The sequence below is a fragment of the Sphingomonas sp. UNC305MFCol5.2 genome, assembly GCF_000712135.1.
In the GTDB taxonomy this organism is placed as follows: Bacteria; Pseudomonadota; Alphaproteobacteria; order Sphingomonadales; family Sphingomonadaceae; genus Sphingomonas.
The window spans coordinates 1,145,090-1,170,063 of record NZ_JOOE01000001.1 but is presented as its reverse complement, the minus strand read 5'-3'; the positions used below and the strand labels follow the sequence as shown (position 1 = coordinate 1,170,063).

27 protein-coding genes and 1 tRNA gene are annotated in these 24,974 nt (G+C 66.3%); 9 read left to right on the top strand and 19 right to left on the bottom strand.

Translation table 11 applies throughout. The features are described from left to right. The first annotated feature begins 78 nt into the window (after positions 1–78). The 3 genes from BR78_RS0105690 to BR78_RS20845 all read left to right on the top strand — a co-directional run bounded on the left by BR78_RS0105690 (position 79) and on the right by BR78_RS20845 (position 4,103). Positions 79–1,467, top strand: coding sequence for a M16 family metallopeptidase (locus BR78_RS0105690; RefSeq protein WP_037565982.1), 1,389 nt, complete (start codon positions 79–81; stop codon positions 1,465–1,467). Next, the gene (locus tag BR78_RS0105685) at positions 1,467–2,876 is read left to right on the top strand and encodes a M16 family metallopeptidase (protein ID WP_029935565.1); all 1,410 of its coding nucleotides are present in this window, start codon (positions 1,467–1,469) and stop codon (positions 2,874–2,876) included. The genes BR78_RS0105690 and BR78_RS0105685 overlap by 1 nt, the downstream gene beginning before the upstream one ends. Before the next feature lie 69 nt (positions 2,877–2,945). Beyond that, positions 2,946–4,103: a hypothetical protein gene (locus BR78_RS20845; protein WP_231478166.1), complete on the top strand. Its 1,158-nt coding sequence runs from the start codon at positions 2,946–2,948 to the stop codon at positions 4,101–4,103. 9 nt (positions 4,104–4,112) lie between these two features. On the opposite strand, the gene BR78_RS0105670 is transcribed toward BR78_RS20845, so the two are convergent. Next, positions 4,113–4,469 (bottom strand): VOC family protein, encoded by a 357-nt coding sequence (locus BR78_RS0105670; RefSeq protein WP_029935559.1) that lies wholly within the window; start codon positions 4,467–4,469, stop codon positions 4,113–4,115. A 142-nt stretch (positions 4,470–4,611) separates the two neighbouring features. Between BR78_RS0105670 and BR78_RS20840 the strand changes: the two genes are divergently transcribed. Together BR78_RS20840 and BR78_RS0105660 are read left to right on the top strand one after the other, a co-directional pair. After that, complete coding sequence (locus BR78_RS20840; RefSeq protein ID WP_231478165.1) at positions 4,612–5,136, top strand: TetR/AcrR family transcriptional regulator; 525 nt, start codon at positions 4,612–4,614, stop codon at positions 5,134–5,136. A 43-nt stretch (positions 5,137–5,179) separates the two neighbouring features. Further along, on the top strand, positions 5,180–6,244 hold the full coding sequence (locus BR78_RS0105660; RefSeq protein WP_037565979.1) for a winged helix-turn-helix domain-containing protein: 1,065 nt from the start codon (positions 5,180–5,182) through the stop codon (positions 6,242–6,244). A gap of 260 nt (positions 6,245–6,504) precedes the next feature. Here the strand turns inward: BR78_RS0105660 and rplL are convergent, their stop codons facing one another. Both rplL and rplJ read right to left on the bottom strand, forming a co-directional pair. Then, the gene (rplL, locus tag BR78_RS0105655; RefSeq protein WP_029935553.1) at positions 6,505–6,885 is read right to left on the bottom strand and encodes a 50S ribosomal protein L7/L12; all 381 of its coding nucleotides are present in this window, start codon (positions 6,883–6,885) and stop codon (positions 6,505–6,507) included. A gap of 53 nt (positions 6,886–6,938) precedes the next feature. Then, entirely contained in the window at positions 6,939–7,454 is a 516-nt protein-coding gene (gene rplJ / locus BR78_RS0105650; protein WP_029935551.1) for a 50S ribosomal protein L10, read from the bottom strand. 622 nt (positions 7,455–8,076) lie between these two features. Between rplJ and BR78_RS0105645 the strand changes: the two genes are divergently transcribed. After that, positions 8,077–8,586, top strand: a complete 510-nt coding sequence (locus BR78_RS0105645; protein ID WP_231478164.1) for a L,D-transpeptidase family protein — start codon at positions 8,077–8,079, stop codon at positions 8,584–8,586. On the opposite strand, the gene BR78_RS0105640 is transcribed toward BR78_RS0105645, so the two are convergent. The 10 genes from BR78_RS0105640 to BR78_RS0105595 form a co-directional block, all read right to left on the bottom strand. Next, positions 8,583–8,981, bottom strand: coding sequence for a GFA family protein (locus BR78_RS0105640; protein WP_037565977.1), 399 nt, complete (start codon positions 8,979–8,981; stop codon positions 8,583–8,585). The genes BR78_RS0105645 and BR78_RS0105640 overlap by 4 nt on opposite strands. Before the next feature lie 29 nt (positions 8,982–9,010). Continuing rightward, the gene (locus BR78_RS0105635) at positions 9,011–9,700 is read right to left on the bottom strand and encodes a PilZ domain-containing protein (RefSeq protein ID WP_156022227.1); all 690 of its coding nucleotides are present in this window, start codon (positions 9,698–9,700) and stop codon (positions 9,011–9,013) included. A gap of 157 nt (positions 9,701–9,857) precedes the next feature. Beyond that, entirely contained in the window at positions 9,858–11,594 is a 1,737-nt protein-coding gene (locus BR78_RS0105630; protein ID WP_029935543.1) for a tetratricopeptide repeat protein, read from the bottom strand. Positions 11,595–11,698: 104 nt separating this feature from the next. After that, positions 11,699–12,391: a 50S ribosomal protein L1 gene (gene rplA, locus BR78_RS0105625; protein WP_029935541.1), complete on the bottom strand. Its 693-nt coding sequence runs from the start codon at positions 12,389–12,391 to the stop codon at positions 11,699–11,701. Between the two features lie 4 nt (positions 12,392–12,395). Continuing rightward, entirely contained in the window at positions 12,396–12,827 is a 432-nt protein-coding gene (gene rplK, locus BR78_RS0105620) for a 50S ribosomal protein L11 (RefSeq protein ID WP_029935539.1), read from the bottom strand. Between the two features lie 225 nt (positions 12,828–13,052). Then, complete coding sequence (gene nusG, locus BR78_RS0105615; RefSeq protein WP_029935537.1) at positions 13,053–13,592, bottom strand: transcription termination/antitermination protein NusG; 540 nt, start codon at positions 13,590–13,592, stop codon at positions 13,053–13,055. A gap of 14 nt (positions 13,593–13,606) precedes the next feature. Next, positions 13,607–13,813: a preprotein translocase subunit SecE gene (gene secE / locus BR78_RS0105610; protein ID WP_037565975.1), complete on the bottom strand. Its 207-nt coding sequence runs from the start codon at positions 13,811–13,813 to the stop codon at positions 13,607–13,609. Between the two features lie 246 nt (positions 13,814–14,059). After that, the gene (locus BR78_RS0105605; protein WP_029935533.1) at positions 14,060–14,329 is read right to left on the bottom strand and encodes a hypothetical protein; all 270 of its coding nucleotides are present in this window, start codon (positions 14,327–14,329) and stop codon (positions 14,060–14,062) included. A 16-nt stretch (positions 14,330–14,345) separates the two neighbouring features. Continuing rightward, positions 14,346–14,924: a YqaA family protein gene (locus BR78_RS0105600; RefSeq protein ID WP_029935530.1), complete on the bottom strand. Its 579-nt coding sequence runs from the start codon at positions 14,922–14,924 to the stop codon at positions 14,346–14,348. A 96-nt stretch (positions 14,925–15,020) separates the two neighbouring features. After that, complete coding sequence (locus BR78_RS0105595) at positions 15,021–15,956, bottom strand: LysR substrate-binding domain-containing protein (protein WP_029935528.1); 936 nt, start codon at positions 15,954–15,956, stop codon at positions 15,021–15,023. Between the two features lie 92 nt (positions 15,957–16,048). Between BR78_RS0105595 and BR78_RS21940 the strand changes: the two genes are divergently transcribed. The 3 genes from BR78_RS21940 to BR78_RS0105580 are packed head-to-tail and all read left to right on the top strand — an operon-like array spanning position 16,049 to position 18,504. Beyond that, on the top strand, positions 16,049–17,125 hold the full coding sequence (locus BR78_RS21940; RefSeq protein ID WP_197021281.1) for a hypothetical protein: 1,077 nt from the start codon (positions 16,049–16,051) through the stop codon (positions 17,123–17,125). Between the two features lie 4 nt (positions 17,126–17,129). Then, complete coding sequence (locus BR78_RS0105585) at positions 17,130–18,026, top strand: TolB family protein (protein ID WP_197021280.1); 897 nt, start codon at positions 17,130–17,132, stop codon at positions 18,024–18,026. A 1-nt stretch (position 18,027) separates the two neighbouring features. Next, the gene (locus BR78_RS0105580; protein WP_029935522.1) at positions 18,028–18,504 is read left to right on the top strand and encodes an anthrone oxygenase family protein; all 477 of its coding nucleotides are present in this window, start codon (positions 18,028–18,030) and stop codon (positions 18,502–18,504) included. 10 nt (positions 18,505–18,514) lie between these two features. Here the strand turns inward: BR78_RS0105580 and BR78_RS0105575 are convergent, their stop codons facing one another. From BR78_RS0105575 to BR78_RS0105550, 6 genes are all read right to left on the bottom strand, one after another. Beyond that, complete coding sequence (locus tag BR78_RS0105575; protein ID WP_156022226.1) at positions 18,515–18,838, bottom strand: hypothetical protein; 324 nt, start codon at positions 18,836–18,838, stop codon at positions 18,515–18,517. 79 nt (positions 18,839–18,917) lie between these two features. Continuing rightward, complete coding sequence (locus BR78_RS0105570; RefSeq protein ID WP_029935518.1) at positions 18,918–19,322, bottom strand: MerC domain-containing protein; 405 nt, start codon at positions 19,320–19,322, stop codon at positions 18,918–18,920. 127 nt (positions 19,323–19,449) lie between these two features. Continuing rightward, on the bottom strand, positions 19,450–21,636 hold the full coding sequence (locus BR78_RS0105565; RefSeq protein WP_029935516.1) for a TonB-dependent receptor: 2,187 nt from the start codon (positions 21,634–21,636) through the stop codon (positions 19,450–19,452). A gap of 86 nt (positions 21,637–21,722) precedes the next feature. Continuing rightward, positions 21,723–22,079, bottom strand: a complete 357-nt coding sequence (locus BR78_RS0105560) for a DUF2946 family protein (RefSeq protein ID WP_029935514.1) — start codon at positions 22,077–22,079, stop codon at positions 21,723–21,725. Positions 22,080–22,393: 314 nt separating this feature from the next. Then, positions 22,394–22,470, bottom strand: a tRNA-Trp gene (locus tag BR78_RS0105555). A 47-nt stretch (positions 22,471–22,517) separates the two neighbouring features. Next, the gene (locus BR78_RS0105550; protein WP_029935511.1) at positions 22,518–24,875 is read right to left on the bottom strand and encodes a putative bifunctional diguanylate cyclase/phosphodiesterase; all 2,358 of its coding nucleotides are present in this window, start codon (positions 24,873–24,875) and stop codon (positions 22,518–22,520) included. Positions 24,876–24,974 lie beyond the last annotated feature (99 nt).

The following is a 24,974-nucleotide window of genomic DNA, read 5'->3' as shown; positions in this document are numbered from 1 at the left end:
GGCATCCGCCGGACAACCCGCTTCCACGCGGTGTGGCGGTGAGATAAACCGGTACGACTCACCCGAGGGGAGATTCGAATGAAGAAGTGGCGCATCGCGCTGGCTCTGGCGGCTGCCGTGGTTCCGGCGGCGGCCTCCGCCCAGCCGGCGGGGCAGGCGGCGAAGCTGCATGTCGACATGCAGTATTTCACGCTGCCCAATGGTCTCAAGGTCGTGCTGGCCAAGGACCAGATCGCGCCGACGGTGACGATCGCGGTCTATTACGGCATCGGCTTCCGCGTCGAACCCAAGGACCGCACCGGCTTCGCGCATCTGTTCGAGCATCTGATGTTCCAGGGATCGAAGCACGCGCCCAAGGGCGTGTTCGACAAGACCGTCACCAATTCGGGCGGGATCAACAACGGCTCGACCCGCTTCGATTTCACCAATTACTATGAAGTGCTGCCGTCGAGCGCGCTCGAGCGGATGCTGTGGCTCGAGGCCGATCGCATGGCGAACCCGGCGATCGACCAGACCGTACTCGCCAACCAGCAGGGCGTGGTGGGCAACGAGGTCAAGGTCAACGTCCTCAACCAGCCCTACAGCACCTGGCCGTGGATCGACCTGCCGATGCTGGCCAACACCAACTGGTATAACAGCCACAATTTCTACGGCGATCTGAAGGAGATCGAAGCGGCGACGGTGCCCGACGCCAAGAGCTTCTCCGAGGCATTCTATCGCCCCAGCAACGCCGTGCTCGTGATCGCCGGGGACATCGACTATGCCGCCACCCGCGCGATGATCGAGAAATATTTCGGCCCGATCGCCAAGAAGCCCGCGGTGGTCCAGCCCGACATCTCCGAGCCGCGCCAGACCGCGGAGAAGTTCAGGAGCCGGGTCGACGCGCTCGCGCCCAAGCCGGGCTATGCCGCCGGCTATCATGTCCCCGATCGGGGGACGCCCGAATGGTATGCGATGGGGCTGATCGACCAGATCCTGCTTCAGGGCGACGACAGCCGGCTGTACCGCAAGCTGGTGCAGGAAGAGGGGATCGCCGGCGAAGTGGGCGGCGGGATCAATGCCGATCTCGGCGACATGTTCGATTATCGCGGGCCGATGCTGTGGAGCTTCAGCTTCACGCACGATCCGACGCACAGCCGCGCGCAGATCACCAAGGCCGTGGACGAAGTCATCGAAGGCATCCGCACCAAGCCGGTGACTGCTGCCGAATTGGAGCGCGCGCGCACGAAAATGCGCTCGGATCTCTATGGCACGATCGACAGCGGCGGGCGGATCGGCCTGATCAACCTACTCGCGGTCTATGCCCTGTTCGACAATGATCCGCAGGCAGTGAACCGCATCGAGGAGGGCTTCGCCAAGGTGACGCCCGCGCTGATCCAGAAGACCGCGCAGGAATATCTGCGCAGCACCAATCGCTCGATCTACGTCATCGAACCCGGCGCCGCTGCCGCCAAGGGAGGCAAGTGATGAAGCGCGTTCTGCTCGCGAGCCTGCTGGCGCTCACCGTCGCTGCTCCTGCGCTGGCGCAGGATTTCCCGCCGCCCCCGCCGGTGGGCGAGCCCAAGCCGTTCAAGCTGCCCGCGACCGAGACCTTCACGCTCGCCAACGGCATGCAGGTGACTTTGGTGCCCTATGGCATCGCCCCCAAGGCAGTGGTGTCGCTCCGCATCCGCGCGGGCAACGCCGTCGAGGGCGAGCAGACCTGGCTCGCCGATCTCACCGCCGAGATGCTCAAGGAAGGGGCGGGGGGCCGCTCCTCGGCCGATCTCGCCACTGCCGCGGCGGGCATGGGCGGCGAGCTCGGTGTCGGCGCCGGCACCCAGACCACGCAAATCGCGATCAACGTGCTGTCCGAGCATGCGCCCGAAGCGATCGCGCTGATCGGCGACGTCGCGATCCGACCGACTTTGCCGCCCGGCGAGCTCGCCCGGATCAAGGCGAACCTCGCCCGCCAGCTCTCGGTCGCCTTGTCGCAGCCGGGCACGCTCGCCGATGCCGCGCTCGCCCGGACGATCTATGGCCCCAACCATCCTTATGGCCGCACCATTCCGAGCCAGACGCAGCTCGCCGCTTATACGATCGACGATGTGAAGCGCTTCCATGCCGGCCAGTTCGGGGCGAAGCGCGCGCATCTCTACATCGCCGGGCGCTTCGATGCTTCGGCGGTCAAGGCGGCGGTGACGAAGACGTTCGGGGGCTGGGCCGCGGGCCCCGCGCCGCTCGAACTGGCCGCGCCGCACCAGCCGGGTCCCCGCGTGGTCCTGATCGACCGCCCCGATGCACCGCAGACCACGCTCCGGCTTGCTTTCGATGCCTCGCTCGCGGGCAGCGAGGCGGACATCCCGCAGCGCGTGACCAACGAACTGCTCGGCGGGGCGTTCAGCTCGCGCATCACGACCAATATCCGCGAGAGCAAGGGCTATACCTATTCGCCCAATTCGGGAGTGGCGTTCGGCCCCAGCGACGCATTGTGGAGCTTCGACGCCGATGTGACCACCAACGTCACCGGTGCGGCGCTGACCGAGGTTTTCAAGGAAATCCGGCGGATGCAGACCGAACCCGCGCCCATCGATGAATCGAAGGGTATCCGCACCTATATGGCGGGGCTGTTCGCGATCTCGAACTCGACCTCGTCCGCTTTGGTCAACACGCTGGCGACGCGCGACATGCTCGGACTGCCGGGCGACTGGACCGATCGCTACGTGCCATCGGTGCTCGCGGTCGAGCCCGCGGCGATGATGGCATCGGCCAAAGCGGGCTATCCGCTGGAGAAAATGACTCTGGTTGTGGTCGGCGATCTCAAGACCGTCGAGCCCCAGCTCAAAGCGCTGCCCGAGCTGGCCAATGTTCCGTTCCAGCGCGTAACCGTGCCATAAGCGGCGAAGCGGTGCACGAATGCGCCGCGTGCAGCTGAAATTCACGTTGGAACGGCTAGAGACGCTGTGGTGAATCGCGGGAGGTATCGGATCGGCGGCCAGTTCGGGCTCGCCGCGGCGGCTTTGGCTGTGAGCATCGCCGCGCCCGTCGTGCATGCGCAGCAGACCGCCACGCCAGCTCCGACGCCCACGCCAGCGCCCAGCCGCCCGCCCAACCTGATGTACTTGCCCAATGTGACGCCCGAGCGCTTCACCTTGGGAACGCCGTCGCCGACTCCCGCGCCGACACCGGCGATCGTTCCGCCCCCGGCGCCTGTCGCGACGGATACCCCGCGCGCAAGTGCACCGGCCCGCACCGCGTCGAGGCCGAGCGCCGCCCGGGCGCCTGTCGCCCAGCCGACACCCTCCGCCAGTCCGACGGCCGTCGAGACACCGGCCCCGGTCCCGAGTCCGCTTGCCACGGCCGCGCCGATGCCCGCGCCCCAGACTGTTCCGGCGGCGCAGCCGGCTGGAACGCCCGGCTGGCTATGGATGCTGATCGGGGCGGGCGCGACTGCGTTGGTGTTCGGCGGCGTCTGGGCGTTGCGCCGCCGCCGCGGCGTGGAGCAGGTCGAAGCCCATGAAGCTCCGGCCGCTTCGCCTCCGCCCCCGCCTCCACCAGCGCGACCCGTCGCGCCGCCCCCGGGACTAGCGCCCAAGGCCGCGTCGCCGCCTGCCGCCGCGCCCTCGGGCGAGCCCTTCGAGATTGTCCTCCGCCCTGCGCGCATCGAAGTGACCGAGCGCGACATCATGCTCGAATGCGAGCTGCTGATCGGCAACACGCATGGCTCGGCGGCCGAGAATGTCCGCGTCACCCTGGCGATGATGACCGCCAGCCCCGATCAGGACCGCAACATAGCGGGTTTCCACGCCAATCCGATGGTCGATCCGGCGGGGACGCCGTTCGATCTCGCCGCAGGCGCGGGCGGGCGGATGCCGGTGCGGCTGGCGCTGCCGCGCGAGCTGGTGCACGTCGTCGAGGTCGCAGGGCGTCCGATGTTCGTGCCGATGGTGATGATCGAGCTCAAATGGCGCGCCGGGATCAGCATCCGCCGCTTCGGCGTCGACTTCATGGTCGGCACCGCGGGGCAGGGCGGCAAGGTCGGGCTGATCTGGCTCGATCGCAACCAGCAGGCGCGCGAACTGGCCGCCACCCGCTACCTCCCGCGTCAGGCCGTGGCGGCTTGAGGGTTCTCGTCAGTCGAGCACACGGCCGATGCGAACCAGCGTTCCGCTCGGGTCGCTGACCGCGAACTCATAGGTGCCCCACGGCTTTCGGTGCGGTGCGCCTTTCTCGATGATCAGCTCGCGCACCCGATCGGCGACTGCATCGACATCCTCGACATAGAGATAGAGGCCGAACGGGTTGTCCTCGACGTTCTCCGGCCATCCCTCCATTTGGTTGAGGTGCAGATGCCAGCCGCGGCCGTCGGCGAGAATGCGGTAGTGGCCGTGGTCGCTGGTCACCTCGAAGCCGAGCCGCTGGTAAAAGGCTTCGCTCGCGTCGAGATCGCTGCTCGGCACGATCGCTACCACGCGATGTTCGTCGGTCATTGGCTCGCTCCCGTGAATTCGTGCGCACCGTGCATCAGAGGCGGGCTGGGGGCGAGGGCGAAACCGAGCGAAAGCACCGCTGCCGGACGGAACCATGCAAAAGTCCGGAATTCGCACAGGCGGATGCGCTATGGGTCTCACGATGGACAATCGCCAGGATCCGCGCACGAGGCGCACCCGTGACGCGGTCGTTGCTGCATTCGTAGAGCTTGCCTTCCGCCAGCGCTACGACACGATCCGCACCGCCGACCTGATCGCAGCGGCGGGCGTCGGCCGCTCGACCTTCTACGAGCATTTCCGCGGCAAGGACGAAGTCCTGCTGGCGGCAGTGGCACCGATCCTGCAGCCGCTGGCCAGCGCGGCGTTGGGCCGCGCGAGCAAGGTTCAGGTGCGCGTGATGCTCGAGCATGTCTGGGAGCGAAGGGGTTTTGCGCGGATCCTCCTCGCCGGCGGGACGGGGATGAAGCTCCAGCGCCGGCTGGCCGCGATGATCGAGGCCCGGCTGGTGCCGACTCCGGGCGCCGCACCCCCGGCGATGATTGCGATGTCGGCTGCGGCGGCGCAACTGACGATGCTGCGGATGTGGATCGCCGGCGAAGCGGCGTGCCCGCCTGCGGACCTCGCGGTGCAGATGCTCGCCTGCGCGCGCCTGCTTCCCGAGGCCTGATTTGCCATTGCCTTGATCGAGGCGATGCGGGAGGCTTCGGGCAATGACGAATTTTCGCTTCGACCGCTTCGAGCTGGACATGGCCGATCGCCAGCTCAAGCGCGAGGGCGTGCCGGTGGAGCTCAACGCCCGCTATCTCGACGCGCTGGCCCTGCTGGTGCGCGAGCAGGGCCGGCTGGTGTCGAAGGATCGCTTCCTCGACGAAGTCTGGCGCGGTGTGCCGGTCACCGACGAAGCGCTCACCCAATGCGTCAAGACGCTGCGTAAACAGTTGGGCGACAGCGCCGCCAATCCGCGGCTGATCGAGACGGTGCCCAAGCACGGTTATCGCTTCATCGCGCCGATCGTGGACATCGAGCCGCCCGCGGCAACCGCGACGCCGGAACCGTCGGGGCTCCAGCCTTGGCGGCGTTTCCTGCTGCTCGGTGGCGCAGGCATGGTCGGGGCGGGGATGGCGGGACTGATCGGCGGCATCTTCTACGGGTTCGCCGGAGCCTCGCAGCCGCTCCAGCCGGGCATGGGCGCAGTCTCGGTGTTGCTGGTCGTGACCTGCCTCACCATTCTCGTCGCATTGGTGGGCGGAGCCGGAGTGGCGTTCGGCATCGCGGCGGCGGATTTCGCACCCGCGCGCCGCGGGCACTGGAGCGCGGCCGGGGGCGCGATCGGCGGGCTGGTCGTCGGCGGCATGGTCAAGCTGCTCGGGCTCGACGCTTTCAACCTGCTGCTCGGCCAGTCGCCGGGCGACATCACCGGCGCGGCGGAAGGCGCGGTGCTCGGCGGCGCAGTTGGGCTGGGAAGCTGGCTCGGCGTGCGCTGGGCGGGGGGCTCGCTGCGCCGCGGCGTCGCGGTTGCGGCGCTGGTCGGCGCTATCGCGGGCGTGCTGATCCCTCTGCTCGGCGGGCGGCTGATGGCGGGCAGCCTCGACTTGCTCGCGCGCCGCTTCCCCGCGTCGCGCCTCCGCCTCGATCAGATCGGCGGACTGTTCGGCGAGGCGGGGTTCGGGCCGATCGCCCAGCTTGTGACGGGCGCGCTCGAAGGCGGGCTGTTCGCCGCCTGCATTGTCGGCGCAATGCTCCTCGCGCGGCGGGATCTCGACGGACGGCGCTGAGTAGCAGGGGCGTCTGTAATTGGTGGTGAGCTGCCAAAAGGATCGTGCTCCTGCGAAGGCAGGAGCCCAGGATCGCGGAGTACCGAACTACCCTGGGCTCCGCAGGAGCGCTGAATGACTGATATCAAGTCGTAAGCCGCTTTCCTGGCCACCGTCCGCCTATCCTGCGGCGCTGCGCACAGGTTCGGCATACAGACCAACGAAAAAGGGCGGCCCCATCGGAGCCGCCCTTTCGTTCTCTGCCGTGAAGCAGAAGAAGCTTACTTGACCTCGACGGTCGCGCCGGCTTCTTCGAGCTGCTTCTTGATCTTCTCGGCCTCGTCCTTGTTGACGCCTTCCTTGACGGCCTTGGGAGCCGACTCGACCAGCGTCTTGGCTTCGGTCAGACCGAGGCCGGTGATGGCGCGGACTTCCTTGATGACGTTGATCTTCTTGCCACCGTCGCCGGTGAGGATCACGTCGAACTCGGTCTTCTCTTCGACGGCGGCAGCGCCACCGGCGGCGCCACCGGCAGCCGGAGCGGCGGCAACGGCAGCAGCAGCCGAAACGCCCCACTTCTCTTCGAGAAGCTTCGAGAGCTCGGCGGCTTCGAGAACGGTCAGCTCGGAGAGCTGGTCAACAAGTGCGTTAAGGTCAGCCATGATAAACTCCAATCAAATCAGATAGGTTAGGGAATAGTCTCGAAGGGGGCCGCTTACGCGGCTTCCTTCTCCGCATAAGCGGAAAGAACACGTGCGATCTGCGCAGCCGGTGCCTGGGTGATCGTCGCGAGCTTGGTCGCGGGAGCAACGATGAGCCCCACGATCTTCGCACGCAGTTCATCCAGCGACGGCAGCGTGGCGAGCGCCTTCACACCCTCCACGTCGAGCAGCTGCGCGCCCATTGCTCCGCCGACGATCTCGAGCTTGTCGTTCGTCTTGGCGAATTCCGCGATGATCTTGGCCGCAGCCACGGGATCGGCGGAAGTGGCGAGCGCCGTCGGACCCGTGAGCAGGTCCGCGATCACCGAATAATCGGTGCCCTCGGCAGCAATCTTGGCAAGCTTGTTCTTCGAGACCTTATAGCTCGCACCGGCGTCGCGCATCTTGTTGCGGAGGTCCGTCGATTGCTTGACGGTCATCCCGAGATTGCGGGTGACAACCACCACGCCGACCTCGTTGAAGGTGCGGTTCAGCTCGGCAACGGCGTCGGCCTTTTGGGAACGATCCATGCCGGTCTCCTCTTCATGAAGCATCCTTGCGGAGGCTTCGGTTACAAATTGTCCGAGGGGCACGATCGTCGCGGCCAAGGGCTTCCCCTGGCGTGACCCGAACGCTCCGCGCAAGCGGACCGTCGGTGAAAAATCTGTCCCCGTCTTGGCGAGAAATCAAGACCGGCAAATCCCGGTCACTCGCTGTCTCGGACGGAACGCAGGCGAGGCAAGCCCCATCTGCGAAGGCGCGCACATAACGAAATGTGGCGCTGAGTCAACCAGTCCATACTCGTCACCCCCGCGAAAGCGGGGGCCCATCTCCTGAACTGTCCACGAACGCGCCGGTGCATTTGGCCGCACGCTTGGGAGATGGGTCCCCGCTTTCGCGGGGATGACGAAGAAAGGGTCAACCCGGATACCCACCCATTCCACGCTTGTCGTCGATCACGCGGCCTTGCCGCGCACCTCGGCGACGATCCGCTTGTCTACGGGCTTGCGGTTCGAGATCACATGCCATGCTTAACGAAAGGCCAAGCTGTGCCCCTGCGGAACAGTCGAAAAACCATGCTGGTCAGGTGCGGTTTCGCCAGCAATATCGCTGCGCATGACGACTCGATCCTCGCTCCTCCGAGGCGCTCTCATGCTCCTCATCGCATTGACGGCGATGCCTTCCGCCGTCTTCGCCGCTCCCGCCGGGGGGCCGATCGTGCTGGCGATCCTGACGCCCGACAGCCCGCTCGAAGAGGGCGAATATCTCTGGGAGCCCGAGCGCGCGCCGAGCGGCAAGCTCGAGATCGTCGCCGACGTCGCCCGCGACACGCTCTATGTCTATCGCGGGGGAGTGGAGATCGGCCGCACGATCCTGATCTACGGCGCCGACGAGAAGCCGACGCCGCTGGGCAGCTTCCCGATCCTTCAGAAGAAGGTTCACCACATCTCGAACCTCTACAACGCGCCGATGCCGTACATGATGCGGCTGACCTGGGGCGGCGTTGCGCTCCACGGCAGCGGCGAGACGGTCGACAACCGCTACGCGACGCATGGCTGCATCGGCCTGCCCGACGAGTTCGCGGCGTTGCTGTTCCGCGCCGCCAAATTGGGCGATCGAGTGACGGTCACGCGCAACTGGCTGCCGCAATTCTATAGCTAAGCCGACGGGTCGCGCTGGTTCTGCGGCACGTCGAGCGCGGCGAGCCAGGGTTCGCGACGGATCACCCAGCTCTCATATTGCGGCGTGATGCGGCCGATCTCGTCGAGGCTGCCCAGGGAAATCTCCACCTCGGGATCGCCGGGATAGCCGCCGAAGACGCGGGAGCCGCATGTGGGGCAGAAGAACAGCTCGAAGCCGTTTTCGGTCCGCCAGCTCTGCAGAGTCCCGTCGACTTCCATTTGCGCGCGCAGATAGACCGCGAAGGGATTGAACGCCGCGGCATGCGCCTTGCGGCAGGTCAGGCAGTGGCAGAGTCCGGCGCGGATCGGCGTGCCGCGCATCGTAAAGCGCACTGCCCCGCAGGCACATCCGCCGGTGATTTCGTCGGTTTCCATGGAGCCCAATACGCCTCCGGTGCCGCGGGTCAGAAAATGGCCTTGCGCAACAGGCGTTCGCGCAGATCCTGCATCACCACCGCCTGCGCGGCGGCGACGCGATCGTCTTCCCCCAGCACCTTGCCGAGATGCTCGAGCACCTGGCTGGCGCGGTCGAGATTCTGGAGCACCCGCGAATGCCGCTGCAGCATCACCGGATCCTCGATCAGTTCTTCGCCCAGCGCGTCGATCAGGCGCTGCACATAGATGATCTCCTCGGCGATGCGCCGCTCCAGTTCGGCGGCGGATATCGCGGCGCCGGCGGGAGCGGCCGCCTCGGATGGGAGTGCCGCGCCCGACCGGATGACGCTCTGGATCGCGTCCACGCGCGCCTGGCCCTGCTGACCGGCGAACACCGCTGCGCGCTTGCCAGTGACCCATTCGTCGACCGAAGCGGCGATATTGTCGAAGCGAATCCCGCAGCGCCCGCCCGCGCACCAGACCACGCTGGCCGAAACCTGGATATCGGCGCGTATCAGGAGGAGGGAGGCACCGGGCGCCGGCAGCGCAGCGCCATCGAGCATCGCGCCGGTTTCGGAGAGATTGCGGATGCGCACCGGAGCCCTGGTGCCGGCGGACTCGATCGCGGCCGCCAGCATCAGGTTCTTGCGCGTCGCGCGCGGCTGATCCCCATGCTCGGTGGGTGCGGACCCCGTTTCGTCGGACTGGGAACTCGTCACGCTTCGTCCCGTTCTGCGCGCGCACCTCGGCAGGCGGATGCGCCGCCGCCGACATCGTACATGGTTGGCGCCACACCCATCAATCCATTGTATTGCACCGGAGGCGCCAACGGTCTTCTTCCATGAAAATCCCCAGTGCGGCAGCGGATCAGTGGATTTAGCCGGTCACTTCGCCCGCGAGCAGCGCTTGCGCCCGCACGCGCTCGGGGGTTTCATAAGCACCGTTGGCGACGGGTAGCAGCGCGCGACGCGCGGCTGCGGAATTGCCGCGGCGGACGAATGCTTCGCCGAGCAGCAGGCGCGGACCCGGCGCCGTGGGAACGGTGTCGACCGCCTTCATCAGTCCTTCGATGGCCAGGTCGGGCGGCGCTTCCCCCGCCTCGGCGAAGCTGCGATAATAAGCGAGGAGCGGCAGCGGATTGTCGGGGTCGGCGCGATTGGCGCGGGCGATCTCGGCGCGCGCCGCCTTGAGCCGCATGGCCCGCTCGGCGGTGGGCGCGGCGAGTGCCTGGGCGAGCAGGGCGCTGCCCCGCCATGCCCGAGCGTCGCTATTGTTCGGATCCGTGGCGAGTGCGCGGTCGGACGCGGTCAGGCATTCGGGCGCATTGCCGCTGCGGCATTCGGCTTCGGCGAGCAGCAATTGAGCCTGAAGGTTCGCGGGATAGCGCGCGGTATCCTTGCGCAAGTCTCTCAGCCACGCGTCGCGCGCCGCGGAGGGCAGGGCGACGCGCGAGCCGAGCTCCAGCCGTCCCTTGACGAAGGCGGCTTCGCCCTCGGTCAACTGCCGCACCATCGGTTCGGCAACGCGTTCGGCGGGATAGGTCATCCGCTCATACGGCATCTTCCGGTTGTCCCATGCGGCGAGGTCGCGCTGGAGCTGGTCGAGGTCGCCGAACGCCGCGGCCGCCTGCGCAGGCGCCTTACCGGCGGCAATTTCGGCGAGATACGCGCGCAGCTGTGGCCGCCGCGCCTCGTCGAAGAACAGCATGTGCGCCAACGCCCAGGCATGGAACGGCGTCCACCGGCTGTCGGCGCTGCTCTTCGCCGGATAATCGCCGGTCAGGACCTCTTTCACGGGAGCGCCGTGCACGCTGTTGAGTACGCGGGCATAGCCTTCGGGCGCCCGGCCATAGGAGATCTGTCCGTCGCCCTTGACTTCGATCGTCGCGAACAGCTCGCCGAAGCCGTCGACATACCAACGCGGATAGGCGTTGGGAAAATGAGTCAGCAGCCAGTTGCGCGCGAAGGCTGCATAGATCCGGCCCTCCGCCGCGACCGGCACCCAGACCTCGTTGACTGCGACTGCGAAGGGATCGTCCTTTTTCGCGAAACCGGCACTGGTGCCGATCGGACCGGCGAGATGCGCGCTCAGCCCTGCGTTGTTGGCAGTGGGATCGGGCGCGCCACCGCTGGTTGCGCGGATCAGGTCGGGCAGCAGCCCGGCGAGGCTGGTGCCGCGTTCGAGCTGGACACGGGTGTCGTAACGGGTGGCGGCGAGGACCGGCCCATCCTCGCGCGGATCGTAATAGCCCTGCACTTCGAAGCCGCTGCGCCAGGGGCCGGGCGTGAAGCGCAGATTGCGCAAGCCCATCGCATCGAACTCGCGCGAATCTCCGACCAAGGTCACGCGCAGTTTCCGGGTATCGTCGGGCTGGTCGACTCGTCCGAGGAGCACCGAGAGCAGGAAGTGCAGGCGCTCGAGATTGTGCGCGATGCGGCACAGTTCGGCCTCGCTGCCGTCGCTGGTGACGACGACATGATCGGTTTCCGCCTCACGCCAGTGGCTGAGCTTCTCCAGCCTGCCCTGCACGACGATCGCGTCGTCCTGCGGCGCGATCTGGGCGAACGCGGGAAGGGGCAGGGCCAGCAGCGCCAGCGCGATCCCGAGCCGCATTGCATAGTCTCCTGCCGTTCCAGCAACAGACTATGCGCCGCTGGGGGCAAAAAGAAAGGGCCGGAGTTTCCTCCGGCCCTCCCATTATCCGTTTGCTTCGACGATCAGGCCGCGGCGACTTCCGCCGTGTCGACCTTGACGCCCGGGCCCATCGACGAGCTCAGCGCCACCTTGCGGAGGTACTTGCCCTTGGCGCCGGCCGGCTTGGCCTTGATCACCGCATCGACCAGCGCGTCGAAGTTCGCGCGCAAGTCTTCCGCGGGGAACGACGCCTTGCCGATGCCCGAGTGGATGATGCCGGCCTTCTCGACGCGATACTCGACCTGACCGCCCTTGGCGGCCTTGACGGCCTCGCCGACGTTCATGGTGACGGTGCCGAGCTTCGGGTTCGGCATCAGGCCCTTGGGGCCGAGCACCTTGCCGAGACGGCCGACCAGGCCCATCATGTCGGGCGTGGCGATGCAGCGATCGAAGTCGATCTTGCCGCCCTGGATGATTTCCATCAGGTCCTCGGCACCCACCACGTCCGCACCTGCGGCCAGCGCTTCCTCGGCCTTGGCGCCCTTGGCGAACACGCCGACGCGGACGGTCTTGCCGGTGCCCTTGGGCAGGGTGACGACGCCGCGGACCATCTGGTCTGCGTGACGCGGATCGACGCCGAGGTTGAGTGCGACTTCGATGGTCTCGTCGAACTTGCTGGTCGCGTTCGCCTTGACGATGCCGATGGCTTCATCGACGCCGTGCAGCTTCTCCGTGTCGACGGTCCAGGTCTTCTGCTTCTTGGTCAGCTTTGCCATCGTATCAGCCCTCCACCACTTCGAGGCCCATCGCGCGGGCAGAGCCTTCGATGATCTTGGTCGCTGCCTCGATGTCGTTGGCGTTCAGGTCCTTCATCTTGACCTGGGCGATCTCGCTCAGCTGCGAGCGCTTGATCTTGCCGGCGACCTGCTTGCCCGGCTCCTTGGAGCCCGACTTGAGGTTGATCGCCTTCTTGATCAGGTACGTCGCCGGCGGCGTCTTGGTCTCGAACGAGAACGAGCGGTCCGCATAGACGGTGATCACGGTGGGAAGGGGGGTGCCCTTTTCCGCGTCGCCGGTCTGGGCGTTGAACGCCTTGCAGAATTCCATGATGTTCACGCCGCGCTGACCCAGAGCAGGGCCGATCGGCGGCGAGGGGTTCGCGGCGCCCGCTGGCACCTGCAGCTTGATATAGCCGGTAATCTTCTTTGCCATGTCACTCTCTTTCAGGGGGCCTTGCGGACCCCGATCAAGTTTAGCGGTTCAGACGGACGCCGAGGCGCCCTCCCGCAGGGTTTCCATTGCTATAGCTTTGGAAGCCGGCGCCCCTAGCGCAAAGCGGGACGATGCGCAACAGAAGAGAGAGCGTGCGGACAACGGAAAAGGCCGGAGCTCTCGCCCCGGCCTTTCGTATCTTGCAAAAGCTGAAAATCAGCCCGGTTACTTGATGCGTTCGACGTCCTCGAATCCCAGCTCCAACGGCGTGGCGCGACCGAAGATCGAGATCGAGACCTTGACCCGGCTCTTGTCGAAATCGAGCTCCTCGACCACGCCCGAGAAGGTCGCGAAATTGCCCGAGGTGACCTTGACCGTGTCGCCGATGTCGTAATCGACATGTACCCGCGCCTTGGGCGCGGCGGAGGCGGCCTCTTCCTTGGTGTTGAGGATGCGCGCGGCCTCGGCCTCGCTGATCGGCTGGGGCTTGCCCGAGCTGCCGAGGAAGCCGGTCACCTTCGGCGTGTTCTTGACGAGGTGATAGACGTCGTCGTTCATCTCGAGCTTGGCGAGCACATAGCCCGGGAAGAACTTCCGCTCGGACTGGATCTTCTTGCCCCGGCGAACCTCGGTGACGGTCTCGGTCGGGACCTCGACGGCCTCGACCAGACGATCGAGGCCGAGACGCGTCGCGTCGGCCATGATCTGATCGCGAACCTTGCCTTCGAAGCCCGAATAGGCGTGGATGATGTACCAGCGCGCCATGTTTGCCGTGTTCCTTACTGGGCGAGACGGAGGAGGCCGCGGACGACCGCGTCGAAGATCGAATCCACGCCCAGGAAGAAGATGCCGAGCAACGATGCCATGATCAGCACCATCACGCCGGTCATCACGGTTTCCTTGCGCGACGGCCAGACGACCTTGCCGGTCTCGGCGCGTACCTGGCGCATGAATTCGAGGGGATTGGTCTTTGCCACCTTGGGCATCCTCGTCAAAAATTGGCTCCTTCAGCGAGGCATGGGTCCGCTGCCGGCTCCTTCGGGGAAGGACCGGCATGTTCCCATCACGCTGTCGGATTGGGACGGGTATCTAGCGAGGCGAGGGGGCAAAAGCAAGCGCGCTCGCGAGGGGGCGGCGTCGCCGTTTTACCCGCCGGGAAGCGGGCAATCCGTCCGAAGAAAGGCGCCCCGGACGAAGCCGGGACGCTACTGGTCTTGCGATCCTTCGGAGCCTTACGGGCTGTCGGGCGAATCGTCGTCGCCGCCGAAGATGTTGATCACTTTGGTCGCTTCCAGCAGGGCGACGATGGCGACGATGCCGATCACGGCGTAGAGCCCGACCCCCGGTAGCAGCTTGTTCTCCCTGGTCGCGGGCGTGCTGGCGCGTGCCTCGACGGCCGGGGCGTTACGCAGGCTCAGGGCCGAGGCCGATCCAGCCTGTGCCGCGGTCGATGCGAAGATCATCGTCGATGCGGCGGCGATTACAGCCAGTTTCTTGTACATGCACAGGATCCTCCGCCTAGATCAGCGCCACTGCGGCAAAGCCGCCGGCAAGCAGGATCAGAAATCCCCATGCAAACAGGTTCAATCGTTTTTCGATGAATGCTTGCACAGGTTCGCCGAACCGCTTGAGCAATGCCGCGATGATGAAGAAGCGCGCGGCGCGCGTAATGGTTGCGAGGACCACGAACAGCGGGAAATTGAAATGGAAGAGACCGCTGGCGATGGTGACCAGCTTGAACGGGATCGGCGTGAGCCCCTTCAGCAGGATGATCGCAGCGCCATATTGGTCGTAGCCGTGGCGCAGCGCCTCGATCTTGCTTTCCATGTGATAGAGCTGGACGAGCCATTGGCCGATGCTCTCCATCAGATAATAGCCGATGGCATAACCGAACATGCCGCCGATAACCGACGCGACCGTACAGACCGTGGCGATCAGATAGGCCTGGTCGCGCCGGGCGAGAACCATCGGCACGACCATCACGTCGGGCGGGATCGGGAAGAAGCTGCTCTCGGCGAAAGAGACCACGGCCAGGCTGCGGAGTGCGTGGCGGTGATGCGCCATGCGCAATACCCAGTCGTACATCGGGCGGAACATGCGGACTCCAGCGAATATGTGCGGCGCGTTCCTGCCCTATTCGCACTCGCAGCGAAAGCCGCAATCCGGATGAAGCGATGGCGAAGCGGGCTCGGTCTACGGGTCGGCGGTCGAAGGCTCGCAGCAGAACCGTCTCGCTGCATCGCGGGCGGCGGCGGCCTCGCCGCACAGCCATTCGCGAAACAGGCCGATCTTGCGGCTGTTCTGGCGCGAAACCGGATAGGTCAGCCAGAAGGATCGCCCCGCAGGCACGACCAGATCGTGCGCCGGCATCAATCGCCCGGCATCGATTTCGCCGCGGAACAGGATCGGCGAAGCGATGACCACGCCGTGGCCGGCGAGCGCCGCCGCCACGTCGAGATGTTCGGCGGAGAAGCTGGTGCCGAAGCGTGACGGCGGCGGGCACTCCTCCCGACCCAGCGCCCTATACCAGAGCGACCACCAGTCCGGGCGGCCGAGCAACGGCACCGTGAGCGGGGCCAGCGGATCATCGATCCCGGCGGCGGCGGCCTTCAATTCGGGAACGCAGAGCGGCATGAAGATGCTCGGGAAGAGTTCGATCGTGCGCAGGCCCGGCCAGCGGCCGTCGCCATTGCGGATGGCGATGTCGAAACGGCCGGCGGTGAGGTCCTCGGGCGCGTCCGAAACGTCGAGATCGACGAGGATGTCGGGGTGGGCCGCGCGGAAGAGACCGAGCCGCGGCGTGAGCCAGCTGGTGCCGAACGTGGGCAATGTCGTCAGCGACAGCCGTTCTTCGTCCATCTCGGCGGCGCGCGCGAAGCTGGCGCGGAGCGCAGCGAACGCCTTGCCCGCCTCCGTGGCGATCAAACTACCCCCCTCGGTGAGCTCCACGCGGTGGGGAAGGCGCCGGAACAGCGTGACGCCGAGCTGCGCCTCGAGCTGGCGCACATGATAGCTCACCGACGCCGAGGATGTGCCGAGCTCGTGCCCCGCCTTGGTGAAGCTCCCGAGCCGCGCCGCCGCTTCGAAGGCGCGAATTGCGGCAAGCGAAGGAAGCGGCTGGTCGAGCATAAGTGTGACTTAGCCTCCCGGCCCAAGCTTCGCATAGCCAGAATTCGTATTGCGATGTCTTCTGCGCGCCGGACGATACGGGAGGAGAGCCGATGCCGGCGGAAGATTTGCACGGTGGATGGAGACGCAGGGATCTGATCCTCGGCGCAATGGCGGCAGGCGGAGCGTTCGCGATCCCGGGGTCGGCCTCGACACTGCTGGGCGCCGTGCCTGCGCACGACTGGGACTGGCTCGTCGGAAACTGGGATGTCTGGCACCGCCGCCTCAAGGATCGGCTGGCCGGCAGCAACGAATGGCAGGAGTTCACCGGCAAGAGCGCCTTGTGGCTGGCGCTCGACGGGCTCGCGACGATCGACGACAATATCATCGACATCCCCAGCGGCTCCTATCGCGGCCTCACCGTGCGCGCTTATGATCCGAAGCGGGAACAATGGGCGATCTGGTGGGTCGACGGACGGAACCCCACGGTGATCGATCCGCCGGTGCGTGGCGGGTTCCTGGGCGACAAGGGCGTCTTCACCGGCCCCGACACCTTCAAGGGCAGGCCCGTCACTGCGCGCTTCCGCTGGCTCGATATCCACAGCGCACGCCCGCATTGGGAGCAGGCGCTGTCGACCGATGGCGGAAAGAGCTGGGAGATCAACTGGGAGAATTTCTTCACCCGCACCGCGCCCGTGGCGATGCCGCTGCCGTCGGTAGCGGACCGTCGGCGCGATTTCGATTTCCTTCATGGCAGCTGGTCGGTCCAGCACCGCCGCCGCAAACAGCGGCTCGCGGGGAGCGACGACTGGGAGGTATTCGCAGGGAGCTTCACGAACTGGCCCGTGCTTGGCGGCCAGGGCAATATCGGCGACAATTACTTCGCACGCACAGGCGGGGCGCATCGGGGGATTGGGTTGCGCACCTTTGACCCAGCCACCGGCGAATGGTTGAGCTGGTGGCTGGATGGGCGCGATCCGACCGCGTTTGCGACGCCTGTGCGGGGCCATTTCGTCGACGGCGTCGGCATTTTCGAGGGAGACGATGTGCAGGACGGCCGCCCGGTGAAGACGCGCGTGCGCTGGTCCGGGATCACACCGACCACCGCGCGCTGGGAGCAGGCCATGTCCGGCGACGGCGGCGCGACATGGGAGACCAACTGGATCAGCGATTTCCGACGGAAGGGATGATCGCATGATCCTCGTTCGATATGCATTGAAGGCGGCGACGTGCCTCGTCCTGCTCGGCGGGGCGTCCGCGGGCGAGCAGCCGGCGCGCGTGACGATTACCGGCGCAGCCGAGCCGTTCGCTCCGGAAATCGCCTCGACCCGCTATTCGGAAATCCGCCTGACGCTCAGCCCCGACGGCCGGACCGCCTTGTGGTTCAGCCGTGACCGGCCCGGCGGTCCGGGCGGCTATGACATATGGGTCTCGCGCCGATCCGGCGGCCGATGGCGTCCCGCCACGCCGGTATCGTTCAACAGTGCCGGGCGCGACTTCGATCCCGCATTCTCGGCCGACGGGCGGTTCGTCTACTTCTGCTCGGACCGCGCCGGAGGATCGGGGGCCGACGATATCTACCGGGTGCCGGTGATCGGCGACGGCTTCGGAACGCCGGTCAATCTGGGGCCGGAAGTGAACAGCGCGGGCAAGGAGTTTGCGCCGATGCTTTCGCCCGACGGGAGCACATTGCTGTTCTCGAGCGACCGGAGCGGTGGGGCGGGCGGCCACGACCTCTTCACTGCGCATCGGTCTCGTGACGGTTTCGCGGTCGCCCGGCGGCTGGCCGGCGCGCTCAACACCGCGGCGAACGAGTTCGACGCCACCTTCCTGCGCGACGGCGCGACGATCGTCTTCGCGCGGGCGATGGATTTCCGCAAAGACCGCGTCGACCTGCTTTTTGCCGTTCCCTCCGGACGGGGTTATGATGCCGGAACCAGGCTTCCGGCGGCGGTCAACAATGATCACGACACCTACGGCCCGATGCTGGACTGGTCCGACCGAAGCCGGCTGACCTTCTCCGGGGAGCGCGGCGAAGGCGGAATGGACCTCTATCGCGTTCGCTATCGTATCCTGCATTCGGGAGGGTGAAATGGTCGAGATCGTGGTGCGCGGCCTGCTCTGGTTTTCCGCGATCGGCTGCGGGCTGATCGGCGGGCTCTATTTCGCCTTCTCGACCTTCATCCTGCAGGCGTTCGACCGTCTGGGCGCGGAGCGTGGCGCGCAGGCGATGAACGCAATCAATGTCGAGATCGTGCGATCGCTCTTCATGCCGGTCTTTCTCGGAACGACGCTTGCCAGCCTGGCGCTAATCGTGATCGGACTGGTCCGTCGCGAGGCCGGCTGGCAGGCGATGGCGGCCGGCGGCGCGATCTACGTGATCGGGATGTTCCTCGTGACTCTCGTCTTCAACGTGCCGCTCAACAACGCGCTGGCGGCGGCGGGCGGCCACGATGGCGGCGCGACCTGGTCCGTTTACCTGCGAAGCTGGGCCTTGTGGAACCACGTCCGCACGCTCGCCTCTCTCCTTGCATGCGCGCTTTTCGTGGTTGCGATCGCCGCCGATTGACCGGGCAGCATCATTGACGAAAGCGGGCATCCGCCTCGCGCTCCAGGCAATGCGCGCATCGCCCCACCACTTCCACGATCGGCCGCGTCACGCGAAATCTGCGGCGTTCGGCGGCGTCCTCGATCTTGAGGAACGTTTCTTCGTTCGCGATCCGTCCGATCTCGCCGCAGGCGGTGCAATGGAGATATATTTCGGCTGGCGAACGCGTCGGCACATATCCGCGGCTCAAGAGCAGCTTGTGTAAGGTCCCGCATTCGACGAGCTTGCGCAAAGCGCGGAAAACGAGGCTGACGGCGACGATCTCGCCTTGTTCCCGCAGCATCTCGGTGAGCATCAGGCCAGTCAGTGGGCGCCCCGCACGCTCGAGAAGCGCGACGAGAGATTCGTCCAGCTCGCCCGCTGCGCGCCGCTTCCTAGCCATGGCGATGCGGCCAATGGCGCCTGCGCAAGTTTACGATGTGTGCGCATGCGAGGCACAGGCTTCCACCGATCGTCATCGCCGTTTCGGCAGGCGTCTCGGCGAAAGCCAGGGCGCCGGCCAGCATCAGCACCAGCCCGGTGCCGCCCAGCACCAGCGTTTCGCCCCGGCCATGATGACGAAGGCCCGCCACCAACGCGATGGCCGAAGTCGGAATCGCGAATGCCAGCATCCATAGATGGAAGCTCTCGGGTATCGCGACCACGCGCGACAATGCGGGCAAGGCCGCGAGGAGGAGGGGGAGCCCGGCGCAATGGATCAGGCACAGGAACGAAGCGCCGATCGCGGTTCGATCGAGCCAGGTGATGACGGAAGCACGCGCAACCTGTTCGTGGTGCATGCTCTTCTCCAAACATGAGTGCCGGGTGGCGGCGCCGTCGTCGCGCCGCCGCGGATTACGGCGGCGCCAGCCGCGTCGCGCGTGAAGCGCGAATGCGGACCGGTACCGCCGCCCCCTTTAGCTTCGCCTAGAAGCCGACGCGCACCGTCGCCCGCAGGTCGCGCCCGGCGAGCGGGGCGAAATCCTTGAGGAAGCTCGAATGCCGCCGCGCCTCCACGTCGAAGATGTTGTTCGCGCTAAGCAACAGCGAGATCTTGTCGTTGCCGGAGAACGGCTTGAACCCGATCGAGGCGTTGACGAGCGTATAGTCGGCCGTGGGAGTCTCGAACGGCGCGATGCGGTTCTGCTCGAAGACATGCTCGGCCTCGGCGCGTGCAGTGATCCGATCGGACTGCGCCTCGATGCCGCCCATTACGCGGGCGGGCGGAATGCGCGGCACCGGGCCCGCATCGACGATCGAGGCGTGCACATAATCGCCCAGGGCGTCCACGTTGATCGCGTAGCTGCCCAATTGGGCAAGACGGAACGACGCATCCGCCTCGAAGCCGTAATAGCGGGCGTCCGCCTGCTGATATTGGAAGCAGGGCAGATCGACTTCGCGACCGCTGGGTGCCGCGGCCGCTTCGCAGACCGCCGGATCGACCTGGTTTTCCGAGATGTAGTTGGAGAACCAGTTGTAATAGGCCGACGCATCGAGGCTGAAGCGATCCTGGTGGACGTGGAGCGTACCCTCGAGGCCCCAGGACTTTTCGAGCTTGAAGTCCGCATTGCCGACCTCCCACGATTGGGTGCCGGCGTGGCCGCCACGCGCGAAGAGCTCCTCGCCCGACGGCGCGCGCTCGGTGCGCGAGGCGTTGAGCCCGATCCGCACGCCGTCCGCCAGCTCATAGGAAAGCCCGGCCGATCCGGAGATCGCATCGAAATGGCGCGTGCCGGAGAAGAAGCGGCTGTCGCCGAGGAGCGGCATGGCCGCGAGATCGGTCGACTCATAGCGCAGGCCGCCTTCGGCCCGGAGCGGGCCGAACTCCAGCTGCTGCAGCGTGAACACGCCCAGCTGGCTGGTGCGGTTCTTGGGGAGGAAAGCCTCGTCGCCGACCACGTCGAAGTCGCGGTGGAAATATTGCACGCCCGAAGCGCCGCTCCAGCCGCCGCGCTTCGACTGGACCAGTTCGAGGCGGCTTTCGATGCCCTTGTTGTAGAAGGCAGTGCCGATCTCGCCGTCTTCCTCGAGCTCGAAATGGCGATAATTGGCATAGCCCGCGCGGACGCGGATCTTGTCGAGGAAGCCGCCGCCGGTTTCGACTTCGCCTCGCAGGTCCACCCGGTTCTGGACGACGCTCAGCCGCGGGGCTTCCTGCTCCTGTCCGGACTCGGTCGCATAGCGGATGGGCACGCCGTACAGGCTGTCATAATGGCTGTACGAGATGCCGAGATTGCCGGTGTCGGTGATCAGCGCCGCGCCGACACCCGCAGTCCAGGTTCGCGCGGCGGTGTTGGGGAGGGTATCCTTGAGCGCCGCGGACGCCGCGAAATCCGGATCGTCGGGGGTGGTCGGCCCGGCAGCCGCCGCGAGCGCCGCGGCCCGCGCAGCCGGCGACAGGACATAGCCGCCGATGTCGAGGTCGTCGCTCTTGAGATACGAGCCATCGGCGTGCAGCACGATCTTGCCGAGCCCGACATCGCCGGCGGCCCCGACCGAGCGCTCGTTCGCGGCCGAGCCGTAGCTGCCGATCGCGTTGACGCGGTAGCCGTTCTCGGGGACTGCGCGCGGAATGCGGCTGTCGATCACGTTGACCACACCGCCGATCGCCGAAGACCCGTAGAGCAATGCCGACGGGCCGCGAACGATCTCGACACGGTCGGCGAGCAGCGGATCGATGACCACGGCGTGATCGACCGAAGTGTTCGACACGTCGATCGAGCCGATCCCGTCGGTCAGCACGCGGATGCGCTCGCCCTGGAATCCGCGCAGGATCGGACGCGACGCACTGGGGCCGAACGAAGTCGCCGAAACGCCGGGTTGCCTGGCGAGCGTCTCGCCGATGCTCGGCCGTAGATCGCGTGTGAGTTGCTCTCCCGAGACCACCGAGGTGCCCGCGAGCACGTCGCGCTCGCTGGTGGGCAGGATGCCGGTGACGACGATCTCGTCGCCCTTGCTCACGCCCTTGTCCTGCCCGTCAGGCGCGGCATCGGTGGGTGCCGCATCGGCGGGCGTAGCCGGCGAGGCGGGGGAATTGTCGGGATCGGCGGACCGCGCGGCGGCGGGAAGGGCAAGCGCTAGCGACGCTGCGCTCAGCAGAAACAGATGACGCATTTGTTCAACTCCAGGAACCTTGTCAGTTTTCTCGGAGGTGCCGCATGCGGGTACGCGCGACGATGCGCGCACCCGTCAGGGCATCCTCAGGCCTGAAGCTGGTGGGGTGGCGCCCGGCTCTGCCAGACATGCGACCGGCTCGAGCGTTGAAACTGTCGCGGCCGGAACGCGGCGATGAAGAAGGCGGGCGCGGCGGGCGGCGCGATAGTAGCCGGTGTCGGCAACAGCGCCGGACCAAGATTCGCCGTTTCGAGGCAAATCGGACAATTTGCGGGTGAATCGGGCGCGGAATCATTGCGCCCGCTCTTGTTCGCAATGCTGCGCTCGGACTGCGAGGTGCCGAGCCCGACCGATCGGTGCTGATGCGCCTGGGTGAGAACGCTCTGCCAAAGAAGCGCGAGCAGCAACGCGAAAAGCACGGCGAACTGCTTCGCCGGGCGCATATTCCCCTGCGGCCGACCTGCGGCAAGAGCCTTATCGGCTCGGTGGAGAGAAGGGATGCGAGTCAAACGGAACCGGTCTCAGTTCAGGGTGCAGTGCAGCGTATTTGATATGTTGTAAAGTCTCATCACGCAAGCCGCAATCCGGCTGTGCCTCCATTTGAGGAACGCCGTGGCGCAGCAATTCGCGGATTGATTCCGCTTGATTCCGCGCGCAACGCGGCTTCAGCCGCCATGTCGAACGGTGGATCGGTTTCGGGATCATCTAGCTTGTCGTAGCTGCCGGGGCCTTCGCGGGAAGGGCGAAATCGGCGAAATGGCAGGGGCGCTCGGATTCGAACCGAGGGCCTTCGGTTTTGGAGACCGACGCTCTAACCAGCTGAGCTACGCCCCTGTGCGGCCGCAGCCCTTAGCGGGCCGTTGCGGCGCTAGCAAGACTTGTCACGCCGCAGCGCTGTCGCCGATCGGGCGCATCGCCAGCGCACGGGCCTCGTGGACCGGAAGGGGGCGCCCGAAATAATAGCCCTGGACCTTCGTGCAGCCCAGTTGCTGGACCATGAGGTGCTCTTCCTCGGTCTCGACGCCCTCGGCGGTCGTGGCCATGCCGAGGCTGTCGGCGAGCGCCACCACCGCGCGAATGATGGCGATCGCTTCCTTGGTGCCTTTCGATGCGCCCTGCACGAAGCTGCGATCGATCTTGATCGAGCTGAAGCGCGTGTGGGCGAGATAGCCCAGCGACGAATAGCCGGTCCCGAAATCGTCGAGGCTCAGCCGCACGCCCAGATCGAGGATCTTTTCGAGCACTTCGATCGCCACCGTGCCTTCGCGCATGAACACGCTCTCGGTGACTTCGAGTTCGAGCCGGTCGGAGGGCAGGCCGGATTGGGCCAGCGCCTGCGCGACGATGCCGACAAAGGCGGGATTGTGGAGCTGCTCGGGGCTGACATTGACCGCGATGCGGGCGGGGAAGTCCCAACGCGCCGCTTCGTCGCACGCGGTGCGCAATACCCATTCGCCGATGGGAGCGATCAGCCGGGCTTCCTCGGCAAGCGGCACGAATTTCGCGGGCGAGACGTTGCCGAATTCGGGGTGAGTCCAGCGCAGCAGCGCTTCGAAGCCCGTGAGCTGGCCACTCTCGGCGTTGACTACCGGCTGGTAGTTGAGATGCATCTCGCCTTGTTCGACGGCGTTACGCAGCGCGATCTCGAGCACGCGGCGTTCCTCGGCAGCCATGTGGAGCTGGGGCTCGTAGGCGTGGAACGCGCCGCCGCCGGCATCCTTGGAGCGATAGAGCGCGAGGTCGGCCGAGCGGATCAGCATCTCGGCGCTGCGCCCGTCGCGCGGGCCGACCGCGAGACCCACCGAAGCACCGATATAGAGCGTATGCTGATCGACCTCATAGGGGCGGGAGAGCGAATCGATGATCGTCTGGGCGAGCTGCTCGACGCGATGGGTATCGGTCGCGTCACGGACGACCACGGCGAACTCGTCGCCGCCGAGTCGGCCGATCATCTCGTTCTCGGTCATCAGCAGCTTGAGGCGTTCGGAAACCCGGCCGAGCAGGCGATCGCCGACCGGGTGGCCGAGCGTGTCGTTGACTGCCTTGAAGCGATCGAGATCGATCATCATGAAGGCGCAGCGCGATCCCCATTTTTCGGCATCGGCCATCGCGCGCGCCAGCGACTCGTTGATCAGCAGCCGGTTTGGCAGCCCGGTCAGCGTGTCGTAGCGCGCCATGTGATTGATCTTGTCCGCGGATTTGCGCGCCTCGGTGACGTCCGAGCCGACGCCGCGGAAGCCGATGAACGCGCCGCGCTCGTCATAGCGCGGGCTGGCGGACATCTCCCACCAACGCTCTTCCTGAGCGACATAGACCGGGAGCAGCAGATCGCGGAACGCCTCACGCCCCTTGAGCTTCTCGGCGAGATCGCGCAGCGCGGGCGCGAAATTGCCCGCTTCCCAGGTGGGACCGGCGAGGATCTGCAGGAACGGCGTGCCGTTGATCGTCTTGGGGTCGGCGCCGAGCGAGACGGCGAAACGCGGATTGGCGCGGGCCACGCGGCGTTGCGCGTCGATCTCCCACAACCAGTCGGAGCCCGAATCCTCGAATTCGCGCAGCAACAGGCTCACGGTCTCGTCGCGCTCGGCGAGCGCCAGCTCGTTGGCGCGGTTGACCACCAGCGCGCGGCCGCGCCCGAAGGTGGCGATCACCAGCAGCACGGTGAACAGGGAAGCCGCGGCCGCGAGCACGGGCGCGGCGACCAATGCGAGCATCGTCGTGACCGAAGCGCCAACGATGGTGACGAAGGCGATGGTGGCGAGCGGCAGCGCCGCCATGGCGACTGCGGAGGCGGTCATCAGCAACGAAATGATGACCCACAGGCCGAGCGCCATGCCGGCGTCGGCGGCATGACCGAACGCGAGCGGCGGGATCGACCAGACCGCGCCGAGCGATATGCCGTCCAGCAAGGTGTCCCGGACGTCCTTTAGCGACGCGGTGACGGCCGATCGGTGGCGTTTCGAGAGACGACGGAAGACGATCGCGCAGCCGACAGCGGCGACGAGCGCGCCCCAGCTCGCCAGCTGCCACAACGGTATGCGCGGCGCGAGCAGCATCGTGACGAGCGACGCACCGACGAGGTTCGCGGTGAGCATGAACAAAGCGAGCTGGCTGCCGGCATGGAGCTGTGCGGCCCGAATCGGTCCCCAATCGATGGCATCAGCGGGATCGTAGAGACCAAGAAGCGCACGCGCGTCGATGCGCGGCCGGGCAAATTGAGAAATCGTCTGGCTGGTCACCGGACGGGAATAGCCCAGAGAGGGTTAGCGAGAAGTTAGATTTGCTGGCGAAACGGAGGAAATTTACGTGCGCAAGCCGGCTTTGCTGAAAGCCGGGCG

What these genes read in the sequence shown, in the direction of transcription:
- BR78_RS0105690 (WP_037565982.1), top strand. Translation starts at nt 79, where the DNA reads ATGAAGAAGTGGCGCATCGCGCTGGCTCTGGCGGCTGCCGTGGTTCCG.
- BR78_RS0105575 (WP_156022226.1), bottom strand. Translation starts at nt 18,838, where the DNA reads ATGCTCACCGAGATGCTGCGGGAACAAGGCGAGATCGTCGCCGTCAGC.
- BR78_RS0105565 (WP_029935516.1), bottom strand. Translation starts at nt 21,636, where the DNA reads ATGCGTCATCTGTTTCTGCTGAGCGCAGCGTCGCTAGCGCTTGCCCTT.
- rplJ (WP_029935551.1), bottom strand. Translation starts at nt 7,454, where the DNA reads ATGGATCGTTCCCAAAAGGCCGACGCCGTTGCCGAGCTGAACCGCACC.
- BR78_RS0105685 (WP_029935565.1), top strand. Translation starts at nt 1,467, where the DNA reads ATGAAGCGCGTTCTGCTCGCGAGCCTGCTGGCGCTCACCGTCGCTGCT.
- BR78_RS20840 (WP_231478165.1), top strand. Translation starts at nt 4,612, where the DNA reads ATGGACAATCGCCAGGATCCGCGCACGAGGCGCACCCGTGACGCGGTC.
- BR78_RS0105670 (WP_029935559.1), bottom strand. Translation starts at nt 4,469, where the DNA reads ATGACCGACGAACATCGCGTGGTAGCGATCGTGCCGAGCAGCGATCTC.
- BR78_RS0105570 (WP_029935518.1), bottom strand. Translation starts at nt 19,322, where the DNA reads ATGCACCACGAACAGGTTGCGCGTGCTTCCGTCATCACCTGGCTCGAT.
- BR78_RS0105595 (WP_029935528.1), bottom strand. Translation starts at nt 15,956, where the DNA reads ATGCTCGACCAGCCGCTTCCTTCGCTTGCCGCAATTCGCGCCTTCGAA.
- BR78_RS0105580 (WP_029935522.1), top strand. Translation starts at nt 18,028, where the DNA reads ATGGTCGAGATCGTGGTGCGCGGCCTGCTCTGGTTTTCCGCGATCGGC.
- rplK (WP_029935539.1), bottom strand. Translation starts at nt 12,827, where the DNA reads ATGGCAAAGAAGATTACCGGCTATATCAAGCTGCAGGTGCCAGCGGGC.
- rplA (WP_029935541.1), bottom strand. Translation starts at nt 12,391, where the DNA reads ATGGCAAAGCTGACCAAGAAGCAGAAGACCTGGACCGTCGACACGGAG.
- BR78_RS0105560 (WP_029935514.1), bottom strand. Translation starts at nt 22,079, where the DNA reads ATGCGCCCGGCGAAGCAGTTCGCCGTGCTTTTCGCGTTGCTGCTCGCG.
- BR78_RS21940 (WP_197021281.1), top strand. Translation starts at nt 16,049, where the DNA reads ATGCCGGCGGAAGATTTGCACGGTGGATGGAGACGCAGGGATCTGATC.
- secE (WP_037565975.1), bottom strand. Translation starts at nt 13,813, where the DNA reads ATGCCCAAGGTGGCAAAGACCAATCCCCTCGAATTCATGCGCCAGGTA.
- rplL (WP_029935553.1), bottom strand. Translation starts at nt 6,885, where the DNA reads ATGGCTGACCTTAACGCACTTGTTGACCAGCTCTCCGAGCTGACCGTT.
- BR78_RS0105585 (WP_197021280.1), top strand. Translation starts at nt 17,130, where the DNA reads ATGATCCTCGTTCGATATGCATTGAAGGCGGCGACGTGCCTCGTCCTG.
- nusG (WP_029935537.1), bottom strand. Translation starts at nt 13,592, where the DNA reads ATGGCGCGCTGGTACATCATCCACGCCTATTCGGGCTTCGAAGGCAAG.
- BR78_RS0105645 (WP_231478164.1), top strand. Translation starts at nt 8,077, where the DNA reads ATGCTCCTCATCGCATTGACGGCGATGCCTTCCGCCGTCTTCGCCGCT.
- BR78_RS0105600 (WP_029935530.1), bottom strand. Translation starts at nt 14,924, where the DNA reads ATGTTCCGCCCGATGTACGACTGGGTATTGCGCATGGCGCATCACCGC.
- BR78_RS0105605 (WP_029935533.1), bottom strand. Translation starts at nt 14,329, where the DNA reads ATGTACAAGAAACTGGCTGTAATCGCCGCCGCATCGACGATGATCTTC.
- BR78_RS0105630 (WP_029935543.1), bottom strand. Translation starts at nt 11,594, where the DNA reads ATGCGGCTCGGGATCGCGCTGGCGCTGCTGGCCCTGCCCCTTCCCGCG.
- BR78_RS0105640 (WP_037565977.1), bottom strand. Translation starts at nt 8,981, where the DNA reads ATGGAAACCGACGAAATCACCGGCGGATGTGCCTGCGGGGCAGTGCGC.
- BR78_RS0105660 (WP_037565979.1), top strand. Translation starts at nt 5,180, where the DNA reads ATGACGAATTTTCGCTTCGACCGCTTCGAGCTGGACATGGCCGATCGC.